Annotated in this window: 15 protein-coding genes and 1 pseudogene; 4 read left to right on the top strand and 12 right to left on the bottom strand. The window is 67.6% G+C overall.

Annotated elements, in window-relative coordinates:
* On the bottom strand, positions 1-2,178 hold a 2,178-nt coding region (locus GL263_RS08440), incomplete at its 3' end, for a CRISPR-associated endonuclease Cas3'' (RefSeq protein ID WP_323379300.1).
* A gap of 1,007 nt (positions 2,179-3,185) precedes the next feature.
* Here GL263_RS08440 and GL263_RS08435 point away from each other — a divergent pair.
* The 3 genes and pseudogenes from GL263_RS08435 to GL263_RS08425 all read left to right on the top strand — a co-directional run bounded on the left by GL263_RS08435 (position 3,186) and on the right by GL263_RS08425 (position 6,744).
* Positions 3,186-4,073 (top strand): annotated as a pseudogene (locus tag GL263_RS08435) (DUF5655 domain-containing protein).
* A 570-nt stretch (positions 4,074-4,643) separates the two neighbouring features.
* On the top strand, positions 4,644-6,266 hold the full coding sequence (locus GL263_RS08430) for an ISL3 family transposase (RefSeq protein ID WP_323379301.1): 1,623 nt from the start codon (positions 4,644-4,646) through the stop codon (positions 6,264-6,266).
* A gap of 61 nt (positions 6,267-6,327) precedes the next feature.
* Positions 6,328-6,744, top strand: a complete 417-nt coding sequence (locus tag GL263_RS08425) for a DUF4259 domain-containing protein (RefSeq protein ID WP_182854966.1) — start codon at positions 6,328-6,330, stop codon at positions 6,742-6,744.
* A gap of 53 nt (positions 6,745-6,797) precedes the next feature.
* Here the strand turns inward: GL263_RS08425 and GL263_RS28290 are convergent, their stop codons facing one another.
* Both GL263_RS28290 and GL263_RS28285 read right to left on the bottom strand, forming a co-directional pair.
* The gene (locus GL263_RS28290; RefSeq protein ID WP_228456259.1) at positions 6,798-7,427 is read right to left on the bottom strand and encodes a hypothetical protein; all 630 of its coding nucleotides are present in this window, start codon (positions 7,425-7,427) and stop codon (positions 6,798-6,800) included.
* A 27-nt stretch (positions 7,428-7,454) separates the two neighbouring features.
* On the bottom strand, positions 7,455-7,997 hold the full coding sequence (locus GL263_RS28285; RefSeq protein WP_228456257.1) for a hypothetical protein: 543 nt from the start codon (positions 7,995-7,997) through the stop codon (positions 7,455-7,457).
* 187 nt (positions 7,998-8,184) lie between these two features.
* Between GL263_RS28285 and GL263_RS08415 the strand changes: the two genes are divergently transcribed.
* Positions 8,185-8,685, top strand: coding sequence for an NUDIX domain-containing protein (locus GL263_RS08415; RefSeq protein WP_228456256.1), 501 nt, complete (start codon positions 8,185-8,187; stop codon positions 8,683-8,685).
* A gap of 14 nt (positions 8,686-8,699) precedes the next feature.
* Here GL263_RS08415 and GL263_RS08410 read toward each other — a convergent pair whose 3' ends face one another.
* From GL263_RS08410 to GL263_RS08370, 9 genes are all read right to left on the bottom strand, one after another.
* On the bottom strand, positions 8,700-9,242 hold the full coding sequence (locus tag GL263_RS08410) for an NUDIX hydrolase (protein ID WP_182854965.1): 543 nt from the start codon (positions 9,240-9,242) through the stop codon (positions 8,700-8,702).
* Positions 9,239-10,000: a class I SAM-dependent methyltransferase gene (locus GL263_RS08405; RefSeq protein ID WP_228456252.1), complete on the bottom strand. Its 762-nt coding sequence runs from the start codon at positions 9,998-10,000 to the stop codon at positions 9,239-9,241. Before GL263_RS08405 ends, GL263_RS08410 begins: the two co-directional genes overlap by 4 nt.
* Positions 10,001-10,145: 145 nt before the next feature.
* A complete protein-coding gene (locus GL263_RS08400) occupies positions 10,146-11,072 on the bottom strand; it encodes a DUF2797 domain-containing protein (protein ID WP_228456250.1) in 927 nt (308 codons plus the stop codon).
* 26 nt (positions 11,073-11,098) lie between these two features.
* Positions 11,099-11,791 (bottom strand): dTMP kinase, encoded by a 693-nt coding sequence (locus GL263_RS08395; RefSeq protein ID WP_182854963.1) that lies wholly within the window; start codon positions 11,789-11,791, stop codon positions 11,099-11,101.
* Positions 11,788-12,792, bottom strand: coding sequence for a hypothetical protein (locus tag GL263_RS08390; protein WP_228456249.1), 1,005 nt, complete (start codon positions 12,790-12,792; stop codon positions 11,788-11,790). The genes GL263_RS08395 and GL263_RS08390 overlap by 4 nt, the downstream gene beginning before the upstream one ends.
* 80 nt (positions 12,793-12,872) lie before the next feature.
* Positions 12,873-13,694, bottom strand: a complete 822-nt coding sequence (locus GL263_RS08385; protein WP_182854961.1) for a hypothetical protein — start codon at positions 13,692-13,694, stop codon at positions 12,873-12,875.
* Positions 13,694-14,341: a GTP cyclohydrolase I gene (folE, locus tag GL263_RS08380; protein WP_182854960.1), complete on the bottom strand. Its 648-nt coding sequence runs from the start codon at positions 14,339-14,341 to the stop codon at positions 13,694-13,696. The genes GL263_RS08385 and folE overlap by 1 nt, the downstream gene beginning before the upstream one ends.
* Before the next feature lie 61 nt (positions 14,342-14,402).
* A complete protein-coding gene (locus GL263_RS08375) occupies positions 14,403-15,143 on the bottom strand; it encodes a 7-carboxy-7-deazaguanine synthase QueE (protein ID WP_182854959.1) in 741 nt (246 codons plus the stop codon).
* Positions 15,144-15,145: 2 nt separating this feature from the next.
* Complete coding sequence (locus GL263_RS08370; protein WP_182854958.1) at positions 15,146-15,562, bottom strand: 6-pyruvoyl trahydropterin synthase family protein; 417 nt, start codon at positions 15,560-15,562, stop codon at positions 15,146-15,148.
* Between the last annotated feature and the right edge of the window lie 55 nt (positions 15,563-15,617).

Genomic DNA, 15,617 nt, shown 5'->3' with positions numbered 1-15,617 from the left:
TATAAGAGACAGCCATTCCAGGAGATCGCCAGTGATCGGCGTCGTGAGTCCGTTCCGCAGAGCCAACTGCGCCTCGCGGCGGGGGAGAGCAGCTGTGTGAGGCTGGAGTCGACGCAGGACCTCCGGACCACAGGGGCGCGGGCCGCGGAGGCGTGCGATGTCAGCTGCGACAGCGGCACGTTCGAGGTCGGTCTTGTCCTTGCGGATGACAACGACAGGCTGCGAGTGATCGTTGTCGATCATCTGGAAGTCCTGGGCGACTCTGGGAAAGTCCAGGTCTCTGCGAGCCTCCTGAATGGGTTCCCCAAGCGCGCGGCCGTCCGACCCCTGCGCCGCGTAGCGCTCTTGGTAGTAGCGCTGGAGAGCTTCGAGATCATCAGGGTCGGCCTGGCCGGGGCCGAAGCACCGGGTCGTGGCATCCAGGGCGAAGCCGTACGTCGTGTCGCTGGGGGTGCCACCCTCGGAAGGCAGGAAGATCACCACCCTGCCGGTGGGGAGATTGCCGTCACGATTGCTGCGCCCCGCCGCCTGCTGGAGTGACTCCGCCAGTGTGAACGCGCGGTACACGCAAGGGAAGTCGATGTCGACTCCGGCTTCGATCAGGGACGTGGACACGACCAGCGTCGGCCACCCCAGCCTCAGTCGCTCCCGGATGTCGGCGATGACCTCCCTGCGGTGCTCAGAGGTCATGCGTGTCGACAAGTGCAGGACCCGCACGTCAGAGTCGTCCGGGTTCCGCACCAAGCCGCCATCGTTGGCTGCGCGCCCGAGTTCACGGTGCAGACGGGCGGCATCGGAGGTGGTGTTGACGACCGCCAGGACCTGGCGTTCGGGCTCTGCCACGATCGACTCGGCAAGAGCCTCCCACGTGACCTCTTCCTCTATCCGCCAGTCGTACTCCACCCGACGCAGCTGCTCGAAGAGCCGGCCCACGTCCTCGACCATCTCCAGCCGAGCCGCTCCCTGAAGCTCAGGTAGCGCCCAGAACTCCGGTTGGGTGGCTGAGGCGAGTACCACGGACGCACCGAAGTGATCGACCAGACCCCGCAGCCCACTGAGAATCGGGGCAAGGAGCCGATCCGGCAGCGCCTGCACCTCATCCAACACGATGACCGCCCCCGCGAGCCGGTGCAGCTTCCGCATCGCCGACGGCCGGTTGGAGAACAGCGACTGGAACAGCTGCACCGTCGTCGTGACCACCACCGGGGCGTCCCAGTTCTCTGCCGCCAGACGTGCCCAAGCCGAAGCCCGCGGACCATGGAGATCAGCGGAACTGTGGTGCTCCAAAACCACCGAACCGCCAGCCTCACCCGCGACCGGATCAAGCATGTCCCGGTACACCTGGGCGTTCTGCTCAGTGATGCTGATGAACGGCACAGCGAAAACGACACGCCTCAGCCCGTGTTCAGCCGCGTGACGAAGTGCGAACCCCGCAGACGCGAGAGTCTTGCCACCTCCGGTCGGCACGTGCATCACGTAGATACCCCGCGCACCGGCTGCCGCCGCCAGCACCCTGCGGTAGATGTCCGCCCTCACCTCATCCACCGCGGACGGGGGTCGCTCGGCGAGGAACGTCTTGCGTCGCTGTTCGAACCGCTCGGCCAGGGAGGCCATGTCAGCCGTCGGCGCAACACGAGGCGATGTGTTGTCGAAGTGGGCAGACGTGTCAAGGAAGTCCGCGTCCACCAGCGCACTGAACAGCATCCGCGACAGCAGATCGAGTTCAAGACGCGCCCGAGGGCCGGGCAACCTCCGCAGCCAGTCGGGTAGCTCCAGCTTCGCCGACGGGATGATCTCGGGCACGACAGCCCGTACCGCGGCTACTGCTTTCCGCGCGGCCTGCGCCTCAGGTCCGCATCCGCTCAGGCTCCGCAGCACTTCCCGGACACGTCCGCGGTCGGGGAGCCCGCCGTGGTGCCCGTAGACCAGAGCAGCCAACGGCTTGGCTGTGTGCTCCGCAGCGAGGCCAGCTCCCGCGTCCTTGTGCGGAACACCGACCCGCCCTCCCGTGGCCTCGGCTCGCAACAGCCCATCCTGCCACGCACAGGTGCCCTTGCCGACATCGTGTACCAGAGCCAGATAGGCCGCGAGATCACCAGCCCCGAACACCTCGCCGAACCGGCGAGCCAGCGCGGCCGAACCACGCAGATGCTCCGCGAGACCATGCCTGAGACCCACCGAGTTGCAACTGTGCGCGTATAACGCCGCACCACTCATACTGGTCCCTCCCACACCGTTCATTCACGGAGCAACTCAGCATAGGAGCGGCCACTGACAGTCGCGGCGAAGAAGCTGAACCGAGGACATGGGCGGTTCTCATCGTGTAGAAGGGGCTGACCACCGCTTATGCGGGTTGGCTCTGCCTGCTGTGGACCTCACCCTGCAGTTCTCGGTGACGGGTGAACGGTGACCCTCTGACGGCGAATCAATACTGACCCACTCTGTGGTCCCTGTACGAACCTGATCTTGATCGGAGATCGGGAGGAGAGGGTGATCCAAGCGGAGGACTGGGCAGAGCCGGCGGAGGCCGGGGAGTACACCGAGCCCGTTGGACGATCCCCGCGGGCGTGGGGGTCGTCCGCGCTCGAACGCGAGGAAGAAGCGCAGGCCAGAGTTCTCCCCACGCGCGTGGGGGTGGTCCGCGGTACGACGCGACCTTCTGGGACAGGGACGCCTTCTCCCCATCCGCGTGTCAGGTGCTGTGATGGCCGAGAGGAACGCCCGGTGACCCCCGCGGTCCTCCCCACCCGTGTTGGGGTATTTCGTGACGACGCGCCAGAACCTGCTGGGACGCCATGCCTTCCCGACCCGCATGGGGGTGCTTCGTCCCAGCTCTCAAGCGTCTGGCGCATTCTGCTCTTCCTTATCCGCGTGGCGGTGCTTCGTTGGTGCGGGCCGGAGAGAGCGGCCGTGGGTCCTCCCCACCGCGTGAGAGCGCTTCGTACTCCGAAGGTCTGGTGACCGAAGAACGGCGGTCCTCCCCACTGGTTTCGGCGCTTGGCCGGCGAGGGCGGTAGGCCATCGGTCCTCCCCACTCGCCTCCTGGTCGTGTGCCGCAAGCCGGCAAGAGAGGGTCCGTTGCCGCCGAGCAGTTGGCCCTCACACCTCCTTCACGACCCCGAAGGCCCTCGTGGAAACAAATACGCACGGCCCGACGTTGTCGATCGCCAGATCGAGGAGGGAAGGTGTCGGGCCTGAAGCTATTCCACACCACGAAATGGGGCGTGACCGAGGTCACGCTGCGTCTGGCTGAGGTCGAGGCGGATGTGCAGGACCTCGTCGAGGCCCACATGGAGACTCTGCTGGGCGTGCGGTTTCTCGCGAGTGAGTATGGCATTGGCTGCGCCGACGGCGGGCGGATCGACTCTCTGGGGCTCGACGAGTACAACGCGCCGGTGGTGATCGAGTACAAGCGTGGGACCTCGGCGGGAGTGATCAATCAGGGCCTCTACTACATGGCGTGGCTTGCGGCGCACAAAGACGCCTTCCGGAACCTGGTCCGCGACCGCCTCGGGGCCTCGGCCGCGTCCCAGGTCGTGTGGAGCGGACCTCGGCTGATCTGCGTCGCCGGCGATTTCACCCGCTACGACGCGCACGCCGTACGCGAGCACCGGCGCAGCATCGACCTGGTCCGCTATCAGTAATTCGGCAACGAGCACTTCGGTCTTGAGACCGTGGCGTCGGTGACTGGGCAGGCGGTTGCCCAGCGGGCCCGCCGACGCACGGCGCAGCTGCCGTTGAGTTGGAGGCAGGGCGGAGCGATGGCGGAGCTGGCCGAGGCGGTCGACGAGGAACTGCTCGGTCTCGGGGACGGAGTCACGAGAGTTCGCCGCAAGCAGTACACCGCCTACCAGCGACTGCGGAACTTCGCCTGCGTCTGCCCGCCCCAGCAGACCAACCTCCTCGTCTACCTCAAGGCCGACCCCAAGAAGGTGGACCTGATTCCCGGGTTCACCCGGGACGTGACGGGGCTTGGTCGCCACGGCACGGGTAACCTGGAGGTGCAGTTGCGTACCGAGAAGGACTTGGAGCGGGCTCAGGATTTGTTCCGTGCGAGCTACGCGGCCGCGTGATCGTCTGACGACGCCGTGGTCATCGGTTTCGCGCCTGGGCTGTGGCCGTCTGTGTTGTGCCTTTCGACGTACGGGCAGGTTGTGGCGGCGGACTATCAATGGTGCGCGGGATTACCGGTTTGGCTAGCCGGCAATCCCGCGTTACGTTGCTCAGTTTGCCAGCGTCCAGGCGATACCGCTCAGGTCCGGAACTGGACCGAAACCACCAATGCCCGGAGTACGGCTCGCGGCGCCGCCCCTCGAACATCGGCACTTTAAAGGAGATGGTACTGCGGAATCAGAGCGGCGCTCAGCAAGCGCACGTAGAAGGGATCGCACCGTCGCGCACGAAGCCCCAGACTGAGTATGCCGATTTCACAACGGGCGGGCTACGTAAAGTTCAGTCCGCCGCAGGCCCCGGGCTCCTCGCATGACGTGCCAGATGTGTAGACGGAAGGCTGCGGTCCTCCAATGGCTTTGTTCATGAGTCGTGGTTCTGGCACGACTTCCGTGATGCGCGCACGCTGAGTGACGGCTGACGCTCCGGTCAGGCTCGGGGAAGTTGTCTGAAAATGGCCAGGGGCGATCTTGGTGTGGTCGACAGTGCGGCTCGTGGAAGAGACGTCGCCCCGTCTGGAGGGCCTGTTATTACCGTCTATCACGGACATATCGGTGCTGTCGCTGGAGGTGAGTCACGAGGCGATAAGCATCGACGTGTGCAGTACGGCGGCTGGGGCGGCATGCCCGGACTGCGGGAGCGAGTCGTCCCAGGTGCACAGCACTTACCTGCGGTTTCCCGCGGACGTGCCGAGTGGGGGACGTCTCGTGGTCCTCCGACTGCGAGTGCGGCGGTTCTTCTGTCCGGAGTCTTCGTGTACTCGGCGGACGTTCGCTGAGCAGTTGCCGGGGCTGACTCGGCGGCACAGCAGGTGGACGGAGCGTTTGCGGTCGACTCTCGCCGCGGTGGGTCTCGCCCTCGCCGGCCGGGCTGGCGCCCGGATGGCACGGGCCTTCGGGGTGCCTGTCAGTCGCAGTGCGGTGCTGCGGCTGCTCGATGCGTTGCCCGAACCCGATGTCCCGGCCCCGCGGGTGGTTGGTGTTGATGAGTACGCCACACGCAAAGGACGGGTCTACGGCACGGTGCTCGTCGACGTCGAGACCCGTCGGCCGGTGGATCTGCTGCCTGACCGGGAGGCGTCCAGTCTGGCCGCATGGCTCGCTCAGCGGCCATGGATCGAGGTCGTCTGCCGGGACCGCGCGCCGTTCTTCGCGGAAGACGCCACAGCCAGGGCACCTCAGGCGACGCAGGTCGCCGACCGCTGGCATTTGTGGCACAACCTCGGGGGAGCCGCTGAGCGAGCTGTCGCCCGCCACCGCCAGTGCCTTCGCGTCCTGGTCCCCGACCGCGAGGGGAAGGCCGAGCCACCGGCACCGCCCGAAGAGAAGGCGGACTCTCCGTGGCGGAGCGAGCGGTTCGCCAACCGTGTCCGGGCCAGGCACGCCACGGTCCACGCGCTGCTGGAAGCCGGCCACAGCCGCCGCTCCATCGGGCGTCAGCTCCAGATGACCCACCGCACCGTCAAGAGCCTCGCCGACGCTGCGATGCCGGAAGACCTCTTTCGCGGCCAGTGGCAGCACAACAGGACCTCCGTCCTCGACGAGTACAAGCCCTACCTGGACGAACGCTGGGACGAGGGCTGCACCAACGCCTGGAAGCTTTGGGAGGAGATCGTTCCCCTGGGCTATCGAGGCAGTTACGGCCGGGTCAGCGCCTACCTGCGGGAGAAGCGCACCTCGCCACGGCCGGTCACCGCGCAACCGCCGGCACCCCGCGTGGTGACGAGATGGATCCTCAGCCGACCCGAGACGCTGACCGAGATCGAACAGCTCCGACTCAAGGCCGTCCTGGCCAACTGCCCCGAACTCGACGCCCTGACCGGTCACGTCCGGTCCTTCGCCCAGATGCTCACCGAGCGCCAGGGCGAACAACTCCCGCAGTGGCTCGACGCCGTCCGCCAGGACGACCTTCCCAGCCTCCACACTCTCGCGGCTGGCATCGACCGAGACCGCGACGCGGTCATCGCCGGCCTGACCCTGCCCTGGAACTCCGGCGTCGTCGAAGGACACGTCAACCGGATCAAGATGCTCAAGCGCCAGATGTTCGGACGCGCCGGATTCGCACTGCTCCGCAAGCGGGTCCTCCTCGCCCCGTGACCGATGTCAGTGGCTCCTGAAACCATGCCTTCGTCCGAGGCAGCCGTATCAGGAGCCGTGCATGGGAACGTGGGGAACCGGCCCGTTCGACAGCGATATCGCCGCAGACTTCGTCGATGACCTTGAGGGACTCACCCACCAGCAGGTCATCGACGTGCTGGAGCGGGCATTCCAGCGAGTCACCGACTCAGGAGAACGCGTCGATGGCGGAGATGGGGCCGAAGCCGTTGCCGCCGGCGCTCTCGTCGCCAGCACCCTCCCGGACAGCCCCATCGCGATTGACCCCGATGACGGCCCCAGGGAACCGCTGCCCGAACTGCCAGCCTCGCTTCGCGCGTCGGCGAGACTCGCACTGGACCGGGTTCTCCAGGACGGATCAGAAATGGCAACCGGCTGGGTGGACAGCGCCGACGCCGACCAGTGGCACAAGGAAGTGCGGCAGATACTCGAAGCACTCGAAACATCCACTGATCACTAATCGTGACCGCGTCACGGAAGTCGTGCCAGAACCGCAAGAAGTGATCGAAGCCATCACAAGGTCGGTCTGGCGGTGACGACGTCACGCAGGAAGCTGCGCTTGGAGTAGAACGTGCGCTCCTTCGCCCAGCCGCGAGCGGACAGGTAGCGCCGCAGCCACTCGTCAACGCGGTCCATTTCGCGCAGCAGCTCGCCCTGATCGTCGTCTAGGACGCTGCGCGAGCGCCGGTATTCCAGCTCACACTGGGAGAGCACGACGTCGGGTGCTGCCAGGAGCGAACAGCGGTCGAAGAAGATCCCGAAGACGTGACCGGTGCGCATCGACTCGCACTGGACGTCGTAGCGTACCCGCTGGAAAGGCGGCATAGCGCGGACGTCGAGGCCCAGCTTCGTACGCAGGTACTCCTCGAAGCCGTCCGGGCCGACGTCGACTCTGGAGGTCAACTCCTCGCGGCGGGCGAAGGCGTCCTCGGCGAACCACTTCCGTTTGAGGACGTACCCGGCAGAGACCGTCGGGATGAAGGAGGCGTAGCCGAGCTCCCGCTCTGGTCCAACGACGTCGAACAGGTGGTTCTCAGTGTGATGGATCTGGAACTCTTCGCGGTACTCCGGTCGGCAGCCTTCCAGCTCGCCGACGCGTAGAGCCCTCAGCAGCTCCATCGAGGCGGCCCAGATGTCCGGCACCGGATCGAGGGTGTACTTGTACTCCAGCTACGTTCCCGAGAAGTGAGTGCGGAAGTACCGCAGGTGGTTGTTGAGTGCCCTGCTCGCCTCGGCGTGCGCGTACAGCACAGGGTCGAGCCAGCACAGGGTCTCGACAGGACCGTGGCCGACCGGCTCACGGGTGGTGCGTACGAAGCAGGCGTCCTCGGGGTAGAAGCGGATCTGCGCGTACGCGTGATATCCGCCGCCGGGTTGCTCCGCCAGGTAGCACAGCGGCACGAGCCCGGGGGCCACGGTCGGCCCGACGAGTTCGCTCAGCGCGGCGCCGGCGATGGCATGGGGGAACAGGGCGCCGCCCTCGATGCGGGCCGTGCCGAGCCGGTCGCCGCCCACACGCAGGGCCTCGACCCGGCAGGTCCCGAGCGCACCCCAGCGGATGACAACCGTCGTGGCCGGCACGCAGACCTCTTGGGGGGCAACTCGGATGAGCACGATCGGCTCGTCCTGCTGGCGAGGGGTCGTCCGGTTGAGGAGGTGGATTCCGCCCAGGACGACCCAGGCGCCTCGTTGAGTTCCGCTGTCACCACTCATGTCCTGACTCCTTCTCAAAGGCCGCCGCGGATGGCGTGAAGCCGCTGGCCGCCACGGGCCGGGACGTCGGTCGGTGCGGCGTGCCGATGGACACGACCGCATATGTCGGTGAGCCGCCAGCGCTGTGTGTGCGCGGCGTCGGCCTAGGGTGTGGCGGGTGAGTCATGGCGATCTGAGGCAGATGATCTTGGCGGAGGCGATGTTCGACGCCCGCCGCGCGGTGTTGGAGTTCGACGGCGCTCGGGACTGGCTGGAGGCGGCCAGCCAGTCTCCGATGGAGCCTCTTGCCGCTGAGGTGTGGGTCACCGACCCAGACTTCGAGTACGTTCTGCTGGTCAAGCACCGCGTGCGGGGGTGGGTGCCGCCCGGCGGCAAGGTGGAGCCGGGGGAGACACCGCGGGAAGCGGCGGAGCGCGAACTGCTGGAGGAAACCGGTGTGCGGGCAGACCTTCTGCCCGTCCCCGCCGCCGTGGCGGTTCGTTCCTACCGGGCCGACTGGTCTCCGACCTTGGGGCTGTCCTACGCCGCGATCGTTGACCGTGAGGTCCCCCTTGGCGGTGAGAAGGGGCAGCCTGCTGCGTGGTTCGCCCTCGATCACGAGTGGGAGAGCGTCTTCCCCGAGGACCGTGATCGCATCCGGGTGTACGTGCGATACCTCGCGGCGGCCCGTGCGGTCGGCGCCGGCTGAGAGCTGCTTACCGGTCAAAGGACCGTGTCGATCCGGTCGAGGGCGCCAGCGGGCAGCTTCAGCATGTGGAGGTCGTGCAAGAAGCGGACCCATACCGGATCCAGGCCAGGATCGTGCTCGAACTCCCTCCTGCCCAGGCGCCCTTCGGCGTAGGCGGCGGTGCGTAACGCGTACTGCCGCAGTCGGTCGGGAGGCAGCCAGCGAGGGCGGCGTACCTCGTGATCGGAGGGGCGGAGGGTTCCGGACACCTGGGCCTGGAAGATCCACCATTGGTGGCCGACGGGACCGGCGGGTGTGCGACGGCACTTGTTCGGACGCCACTGCTTCAGCAGCAGGTGCAGGTGGGTGACGGTAAGGCCGACTTCCTCGGTGACCTCCGCATGAGCGGCGGCCTCGGGGCCGCCGTGCTGGTCGAGGTGGCCGGCGACCGGCGCGATCCCGGCGGGCGGCCTCGCGCGCTCGAACAGCAAGAGCCCGTCCGGCGAGGAGATGAGAACCCCGACGCTGGCGTGGTCGCAGAGGCCCCTTGCGGATGAAGGCGCAGGCGGGGCGGTCACTGCGAGCCGTCCGGTCGTTGGGCAACGACGACGAGCCAGCTCGTCACGGTCGGCGTGTCGGGGGTGGTCTGGGCGTATGCCGCGTCCAGTATCTGCATGCGCTGAGCGTGGGTGAAGGGCCCGTCCGGTCGCGCGAATACGGGTATGGACAGCCACGCCTTCTTCTCCGCCATGGTGCTGTGCTGTGCGGTGACCTCGGTATGGACGATGTCCAGCCCGACGAAGGCCAGTTGCTCGGCGGCCTTCCGCAGAGGCAGCTTCGGGGGTGCGTCGGACGCGGGGGGCGGGGCGTACCCGTGGTCGCGGACGGCGATCTGCCGGATGAGGGTGTTCAGCGACGGCCCGGTGCTCGCCGCCTGCTCGTCCGGGTGACGGACCCCGGTGAAGCCGCCGCCGATGTTGAAGACGAACCGCCCGCCAGGGCGCAGGACACTGGCGACTGCTCCGAACACCGCCGCGGTGTCGGTCTTCCAGATCGCGGAGTTGCACACCACGGCGTCGGCGCCTTGGGCCGGGACGTGGTCAGCCAGCCGCTCTGCCGGGCTGGTGATCCACGTCAGGCGGGGGTCATGAAGGTGACGGCGGCCGACGCGCTGCATCGCGGCGGCGTTGTCCAGGGAGATGACCCGGGCCTGGGCGGGGGCCGTATCGAGGATCGCGCGGGCTGTCGCGCCAGTTCCCCCGCACAGGTCGACCACGAGGCGGGCATCCTCCAGGCTGGCGCGGTTGACGAGGTCGCGGCTGGTGGCGGCATACATGGGGAATTCGCGAGTGAAGGCAGCGTACGACTCAGCGGTGGTGTCCTCGTCCCAGCCGAGTACAGCGTCTTGGGGGACCATCGTGGTGCCTCGCTTCACGGACAGGGCCCCGGCCGGCTCGGGCCGGGGCTTCGGGCGGGCAGGGTTAGAAGAGTGCGGATTGCACCGCGGTTCCCGGCGAGGTGAACGGGCCGAGAATGATGCGGCGCCCTTTGAGGGCTCCGAGGTCGAGCAGGTAGCGCAGCTCGTCGTCACCGTCGATGCTGGCCAGGACCTGCGAACCGGCGCACGAAAGGACGCCGAACCCGTGCTCTCCGTCGCGCGGGTCGTGGGGGTAGCGTGTGCGGTCGGTCCCGGCCGTGCGCAGCAGGTCGCCTTCACCGGGTGGCGCCCACGGCTCCAGAACTGCGGGCACGCTCATGTCGGCCAGCGCCTGTACCGCACGGGCGAGGTCCTTCTCGTGCGCGGCGCGGGCAGAAGAGAGGTCGCGCAGTTCGGCGAGGGCCTGGAGCTTGGCCGCTGCCCGAACCGACTGTGGCAGGCCGAGCCGATGGGTGAGCGCGTCTTCGAGGAACCGCACGGCGCGGCCGTCGGCGCTCTTGGTGAGGTACGTCGCCACCACGGCACCCTGCTCGTTGAGGCGGGACAGCTTGCGCGGCTCGGCCGCGGTGCCGACCTTCGTGGTGCCGTCGGCGAACGTAGCCAGGTACAGCCAGTGCTGCTGAGCCATGTACGTGGTGAGGGCCTTGGGGGCGTGGCCCCCCTGGTGGAACTGATGGGCGAAGCGGAAGTCGTCTTGGCCGGAGCAACGGGAGCACTGCCCGCTCTGCTCGGCTTGCGCCCGGCCCGGGCACGCGACGGCTTCGACCTGAAGGGCGCCGGCGAAACGGTACCGGCCGGTGCACCACCGGTCGGCACCGCTCACCTGATAGCCGAGGCGCTGATTCATGATCGCGGCGTAGACCAGGGGCCCGCCGGGCAGCGGGGCCAGCAGAAGACGGGGGTCTCCAGTGGCCCAGGTGACGCCGTGGCACACGTACGTGCCACTCGTGGGAAGGGTCTGCTGCATCATGTGTTCCTCGGTAGTGCGGGGTTGGGTCAGACGCTGAGGTGCAGGCGGTCGGCCAGCGCCTCCGTGGCGGTCTTGAAGACCTGATCGCGGCTCATCTCGGTGACGTCGAGCGAGAGCCAACCGCCTTGCAGCTCTTGGGAACGCAGTTGGCGCAGGACGGTGTCCTGGTAGCGGATGAAGTCCTCGTCGCCCTCACCGGAATGGCCAGTCTCTAGGGAGGTGAACGAGCCCTTGCGGGCGAGGGCTTCTCGGGCGCTGATCCGCAGGAAGAACACGAGGTCGGGTTTGGTGAGGTGAGCGAAGACCTGCTCTGCGAGGCGGGTGGGGACCTCGGGGTTGACCGCGTACCGGGCGAGGATCTTGTGGTGCGCGTTGTCGAGGATCACGTGGGTGCCCTCGGCGAGTGCAGGCCGGATCACGAGCTGGTCTTGCAGGGTGTACCAAGCCGCCAACGCCAGCAGCCAGTAGTGGTCGCCGCACGCCTGGGCGACGCGGGCGTCACGCCGGTAGACCAGCGCGTTGAGGCGGTCGACGTACTCGGACAGCTCCGCGTCCATCGGAACGTCGGTGCTGTGCTTGCCGACGAGGATCGTCCGGTGGCCGGCGTCGTTGAGAGCCTGGTGGAGGCGTTCGGCAAGGGTGGTTTTGCCCGCGCCGTCGATGCCGGTGACTGTGATTTCCCGGCCTGGCGCGGGCTCGGCGTGTGAGGGGGCAGTCATCGGGCTCCTCCAGGGTTGCGAGTCGAGCCGTCGGCCAGACGGCCCGCGATGAGCGAGCGGATTCGGTCGATCAGGCTGGCTCGCCTGCGAAGGACCTCGCCGTGGCGCTCATTGGACAGGTCGGCGGGGTAGTGCCGGGCCAGGTTGTTGGAAATGACGTGGAGATAGCCGAACCTGATCCCCATCTGGCGCGCGGCCTCACCCATGGGGCCGATCTCCGGGTCGACGAAGGCGTACTCGGAGTGCTTGGCGAGCCAGTCGCGGTTCTCCAGAAGGATCGACGAGGAGGTCACGTGCAGACCGGCTTGCACGTCGACCTGGTTGGCGGCGAAGTCGCCGAAGAAGTCGTCCCAGGTCACCAGCGCGCCACGAACAAGGCTCTCGTTGCCGGTGGCCAGCCACATGTTCGGCTCGATGGCGGGGTCCAGCGCCCCGACCTTGCCGACGTAGACGACGTCGCGGGCGCCGAGTGTAGCCAGGCGTGCAACGACCCGACCGGCGACGTCTCCCCAGATGCTGTGGAGGAACCCGAGGTAGACCACCCGGTGGCCAGCGACCTCGGCGCGCTGCCAGGCGTACCCGGGCCCGCGGGTCCACACGCCGCCCTTGGGAGCGAGGTGCTGAAGGCCCCAGCCGACGAGCACAAGATCGCCGTTGAGTTCGAGGTTGAGTTCTTCGACGGCCGCGCGACACTCTGCGTGCCCGGGCGGCTGGTAGGTCACGGCGTCGGCCGGGCGGCCCGTCATGGCGAGGTACGTGGCGATGATCAGCGCGTAGTGCTGGACATAATCGGCGCCGGGGAACGCCTTGATGACCAGCTCCCGGCCGTGGACCGTGGCAGTCGGCCGCTCGACGTTGAACAGCTTGCCGGTCTTCTCGTACCGGGAGACGACCGCCGACCGGTCGTATGCGCCGACGACGCGGATGCTCTCCCAGTCCTGCTCCTGGATGAGGTGGTGGACCTTGATCTGGAGGTAGCGCAGCAGGCTGTCACGTCCCATGGTGTGCCCGTCGCAGGGGATCGGGGCCGCGCGCAACTGCCCGTGCACAGGCGCGGTGAGCAAGGAGTTCGACGGCAGGCTCATCGGCCGGCCTCGGCGATCTGCACTCTGCTGCCAGCCGCGTCGCGGACGACGTCGATGTTCCCACGGATCAGCCCGAATCGGTCCGTGGAAATCGGGCCGAGCTTTTCGATACGGGGCGTGGGGGGCTTCTCGTACGGCCCCCCGGGCAGCATGGCGATGCCCATCGCGCCGAGGATGACGGGGGCGGCGCCGTCCACGGAGGAGATCCACTCGTGCTCGCGTTGCTCGACCAGCTCAAGGTGACCGGTGCGGCCCAGGCCGAGCAGCCGGTAGACGATCTTGTCCTCGACCATCCCGTGATCCTCCAGATAGGAGGTTGCCGCCCAACGGGTGCGGCATAGCTGCCTGTCGGGATCGGGGCGGCGCGACGCCGGGAGCGCGATGGCTCCGGCGAAGCCGCCGGTGACCAAGGCATCGTAGGTGCGCCGCCACTCCTCGTCGTCCGCCGCGTGCAGGACTGCGCACAGCCGGAAGGCGTCGCCGGCCAGCTCCCGGATCTCCCGGGCGGCCTGCTCGCTCGCTTTCAGGGTCGCCGCTCCGTCCCGCATGACGTCCGGCAGGATGATCTCCCGAGCCCCGACGGCGTACCCGGCCGCGACAAGGTCGGCGGCGGGCAAGGCGTGCCCGAGGTCGAAGACGCCGTTGTCGACAATGATCTCCGCTCCGCGCTCGGCCTCGCGGGCGAAGAACGCGCGGTAGGTCTCGTCGGACAAGACGCGTTGCGCGGCCACGTGGTGGACGCGTGCGGGGGCCTGGCCGACGAACTCGTTCAGGTAGGCGGGCGGGGCGATGACGGAGAAGTCGATGCTCTTGGCCATCACTTGCCCCCGATCTGACTGGTGGCGAAGACCAGGAACTGCTGAGAGAGGACGGCGTCGGTGCGGAAGCGCCCGCCGCTGTGCATCGTCAAGGTCCGGGCGGCCTCCATCCGTACACCGCGCATACTCATGCACAGGTGCGTGCCGCGCACGGCCACGGCGACGTCCTCACGCCCGGTCAGTGTGGCGAGCTCTTGGGCGATCTGCCAGGTGAAGCGTTCCTGTACGTGGAGCTGCGCGGCGTGCCGCTGAGCGATCCGGCCAAACTTCGACAGCCCGACCACCTCGCCCTCCGGCACGTAACCGGCCGTGACCTGGAGATTCATGGGGAGCAGGTGGTGCTCGCAGAGCGACCAGACGCTCATGCCGCCCACCACAACCAGTTGGTCACCCGCGGCGGACTCAGTGAAGCACGTCGCCGTCGAGGAGTCGTCAGGGGACAGAAAGTCGTTCCACCAGGCAGCCACCCGCCGGGGGGTGTCGATCAGGCCCTCACGGGCGGGGTCTTCGCCCAGCTCGACGAGGAGCTGAGACACCAGCTCGGCGACCCGGTCGGTGTTGATGTGCCGCGTGGACGGCGCAGGTGCGGCGAGCGGATGGACGGCGGTGCTGGGGGTAGTCGCGGGGCGGGCGACAGCGTTCGTCATGGCTTCGTCTCTCGCTTCCGTAGCGGGGCGTAGGAATCAAGGGCGTGCGCGGGGCGAAGAGTCAGCGACCTCGGGCGTCGGCGAAAGCCAGCACGTGGAGCCGGCTCGTGAGGTTCCAGTGCCGGGCCGCGACGGCGTCCGCGAGTTCGCGGGTCGACGCTATGACCGCTTCGGTGGTGGAGCCTTCCGGCATGACCCACACCGGTGCGAGTCCGTGCGCGTCGACAAGCTCGGCGATTCGGTCGAGGTCGGGGAGCGAGGAAGCGACGAACTTGAATACGGCCTGCCCGGATGCTGCGAACAGCTTCAGCGCGGCAGGCACGATGCTTTTGCGCTCGTCGACGCCGAAGGTGGCGAGCTTGGGGGAGACATTGAAGCGGACACCGTCGATCAGGAGCGACCGACCCGGCGGCAAGGTGCCGTTCGTCTCGAACTCCACCCGTTTCCCGACTTCCAACAGGCCCTCAACAAGCGGGATCAGACGCTGCTGCTGGATCAGCGGCTCGCCGCCCGTGATCACGACCAGATCGACCGGCGAGGACACGGCCCAGGTGATCAGATCCCGGACGGACAGCTTCGCCGACTCCTTGTCGGGGTCGAACCGGCTCCAGTCCCACGTGTACTTGGTGTCGCAACTCGCGCACGTCAGGTTGCACCGGGACAGCCGGATGAAGAGCGCTGGACGCCCGCAGTTGGGCCCCTCGCCCTGGAAGGTCGGCCGTTCAACACCGAAGTGCTCCGCGACGATCAGGCGGTCCTTGAGACTGCTCGTCGACACCGGCACGGCGTTCGGCTCCGACATGGTCACTGCTCCTCCACGTCGAACCGCGCCCAACTGCGTTCCGTCTCGCGAACTCGGACGGCGACCAGACGGCCGGGGATGTCGGGCTGGAGATGCTGGATGAACCAGCCCGCCAGGAACTGCGCGAGGAGTTCCGAGGTCGGCGAGACGGGCAGTACCTCGTGCAGATTGCGGTGGTCGAGCTGAGAGTCCAGGAACTCCTTGAAGGGAGCCAGAGCGCCGAAGTCTGTGACGAACCCGGGGGCCGCCAGAGCGGGAGCAGTCAGGATGACTTCGACCTGATAGCTGTGTCCGTGCTGGCGGGAACACTTGTGCTCCGGCGGCAGGTCGGGAAGCCGGTGGCCGGCTTCGAAGTCGAAGGTCTTGCCGATCGTGGTAGTGCCCTTGGGGAGTTGAACGGACGCGAGCGCGCTGCTCATACAGCGCTCCTTTCATACGATCGGAGGCAATGACGTTGTCTTCTGTGGTGTGGGG

The sequence above is a fragment of the Streptomyces durbertensis genome (genome assembly GCF_014156695.1).
Taxonomy (GTDB): domain Bacteria; phylum Actinomycetota; class Actinomycetes; order Streptomycetales; family Streptomycetaceae; genus Streptomyces; species Streptomyces durbertensis.
The sequence above is the reverse complement of the archived record's forward strand: the minus strand, read 5'-3'. Positions and strand labels throughout refer to the sequence as shown.

Bases quoted from the DNA above. Each gene is read 5' to 3' on its own strand.
- GL263_RS08425 (WP_182854966.1), top strand. From the start codon at position 6,328: ATGGGAACGTGGGGAACCGGCCCGTTCGACAGCGATATCGCCGCAGAC.
- GL263_RS08375 (WP_182854959.1), bottom strand. From the start codon at position 15,143: ATGTCGGAGCCGAACGCCGTGCCGGTGTCGACGAGCAGTCTCAAGGAC.
- GL263_RS08390 (WP_228456249.1), bottom strand. From the start codon at position 12,792: ATGGGACGTGACAGCCTGCTGCGCTACCTCCAGATCAAGGTCCACCAC.
- GL263_RS28285 (WP_228456257.1), bottom strand. From the start codon at position 7,997: ATGAGTGGTGACAGCGGAACTCAACGAGGCGCCTGGGTCGTCCTGGGC.
- GL263_RS08400 (WP_228456250.1), bottom strand. From the start codon at position 11,072: ATGATGCAGCAGACCCTTCCCACGAGTGGCACGTACGTGTGCCACGGC.
- GL263_RS08405 (WP_228456252.1), bottom strand. From the start codon at position 10,000: ATGTATGCCGCCACCAGCCGCGACCTCGTCAACCGCGCCAGCCTGGAG.
- GL263_RS08395 (WP_182854963.1), bottom strand. From the start codon at position 11,791: ATGACTGCCCCCTCACACGCCGAGCCCGCGCCAGGCCGGGAAATCACA.
- GL263_RS08370 (WP_182854958.1), bottom strand. From the start codon at position 15,562: ATGAGCAGCGCGCTCGCGTCCGTTCAACTCCCCAAGGGCACTACCACG.
- GL263_RS08385 (WP_182854961.1), bottom strand. From the start codon at position 13,694: ATGGCCAAGAGCATCGACTTCTCCGTCATCGCCCCGCCCGCCTACCTG.
- folE (WP_182854960.1), bottom strand. From the start codon at position 14,341: ATGACGAACGCTGTCGCCCGCCCCGCGACTACCCCCAGCACCGCCGTC.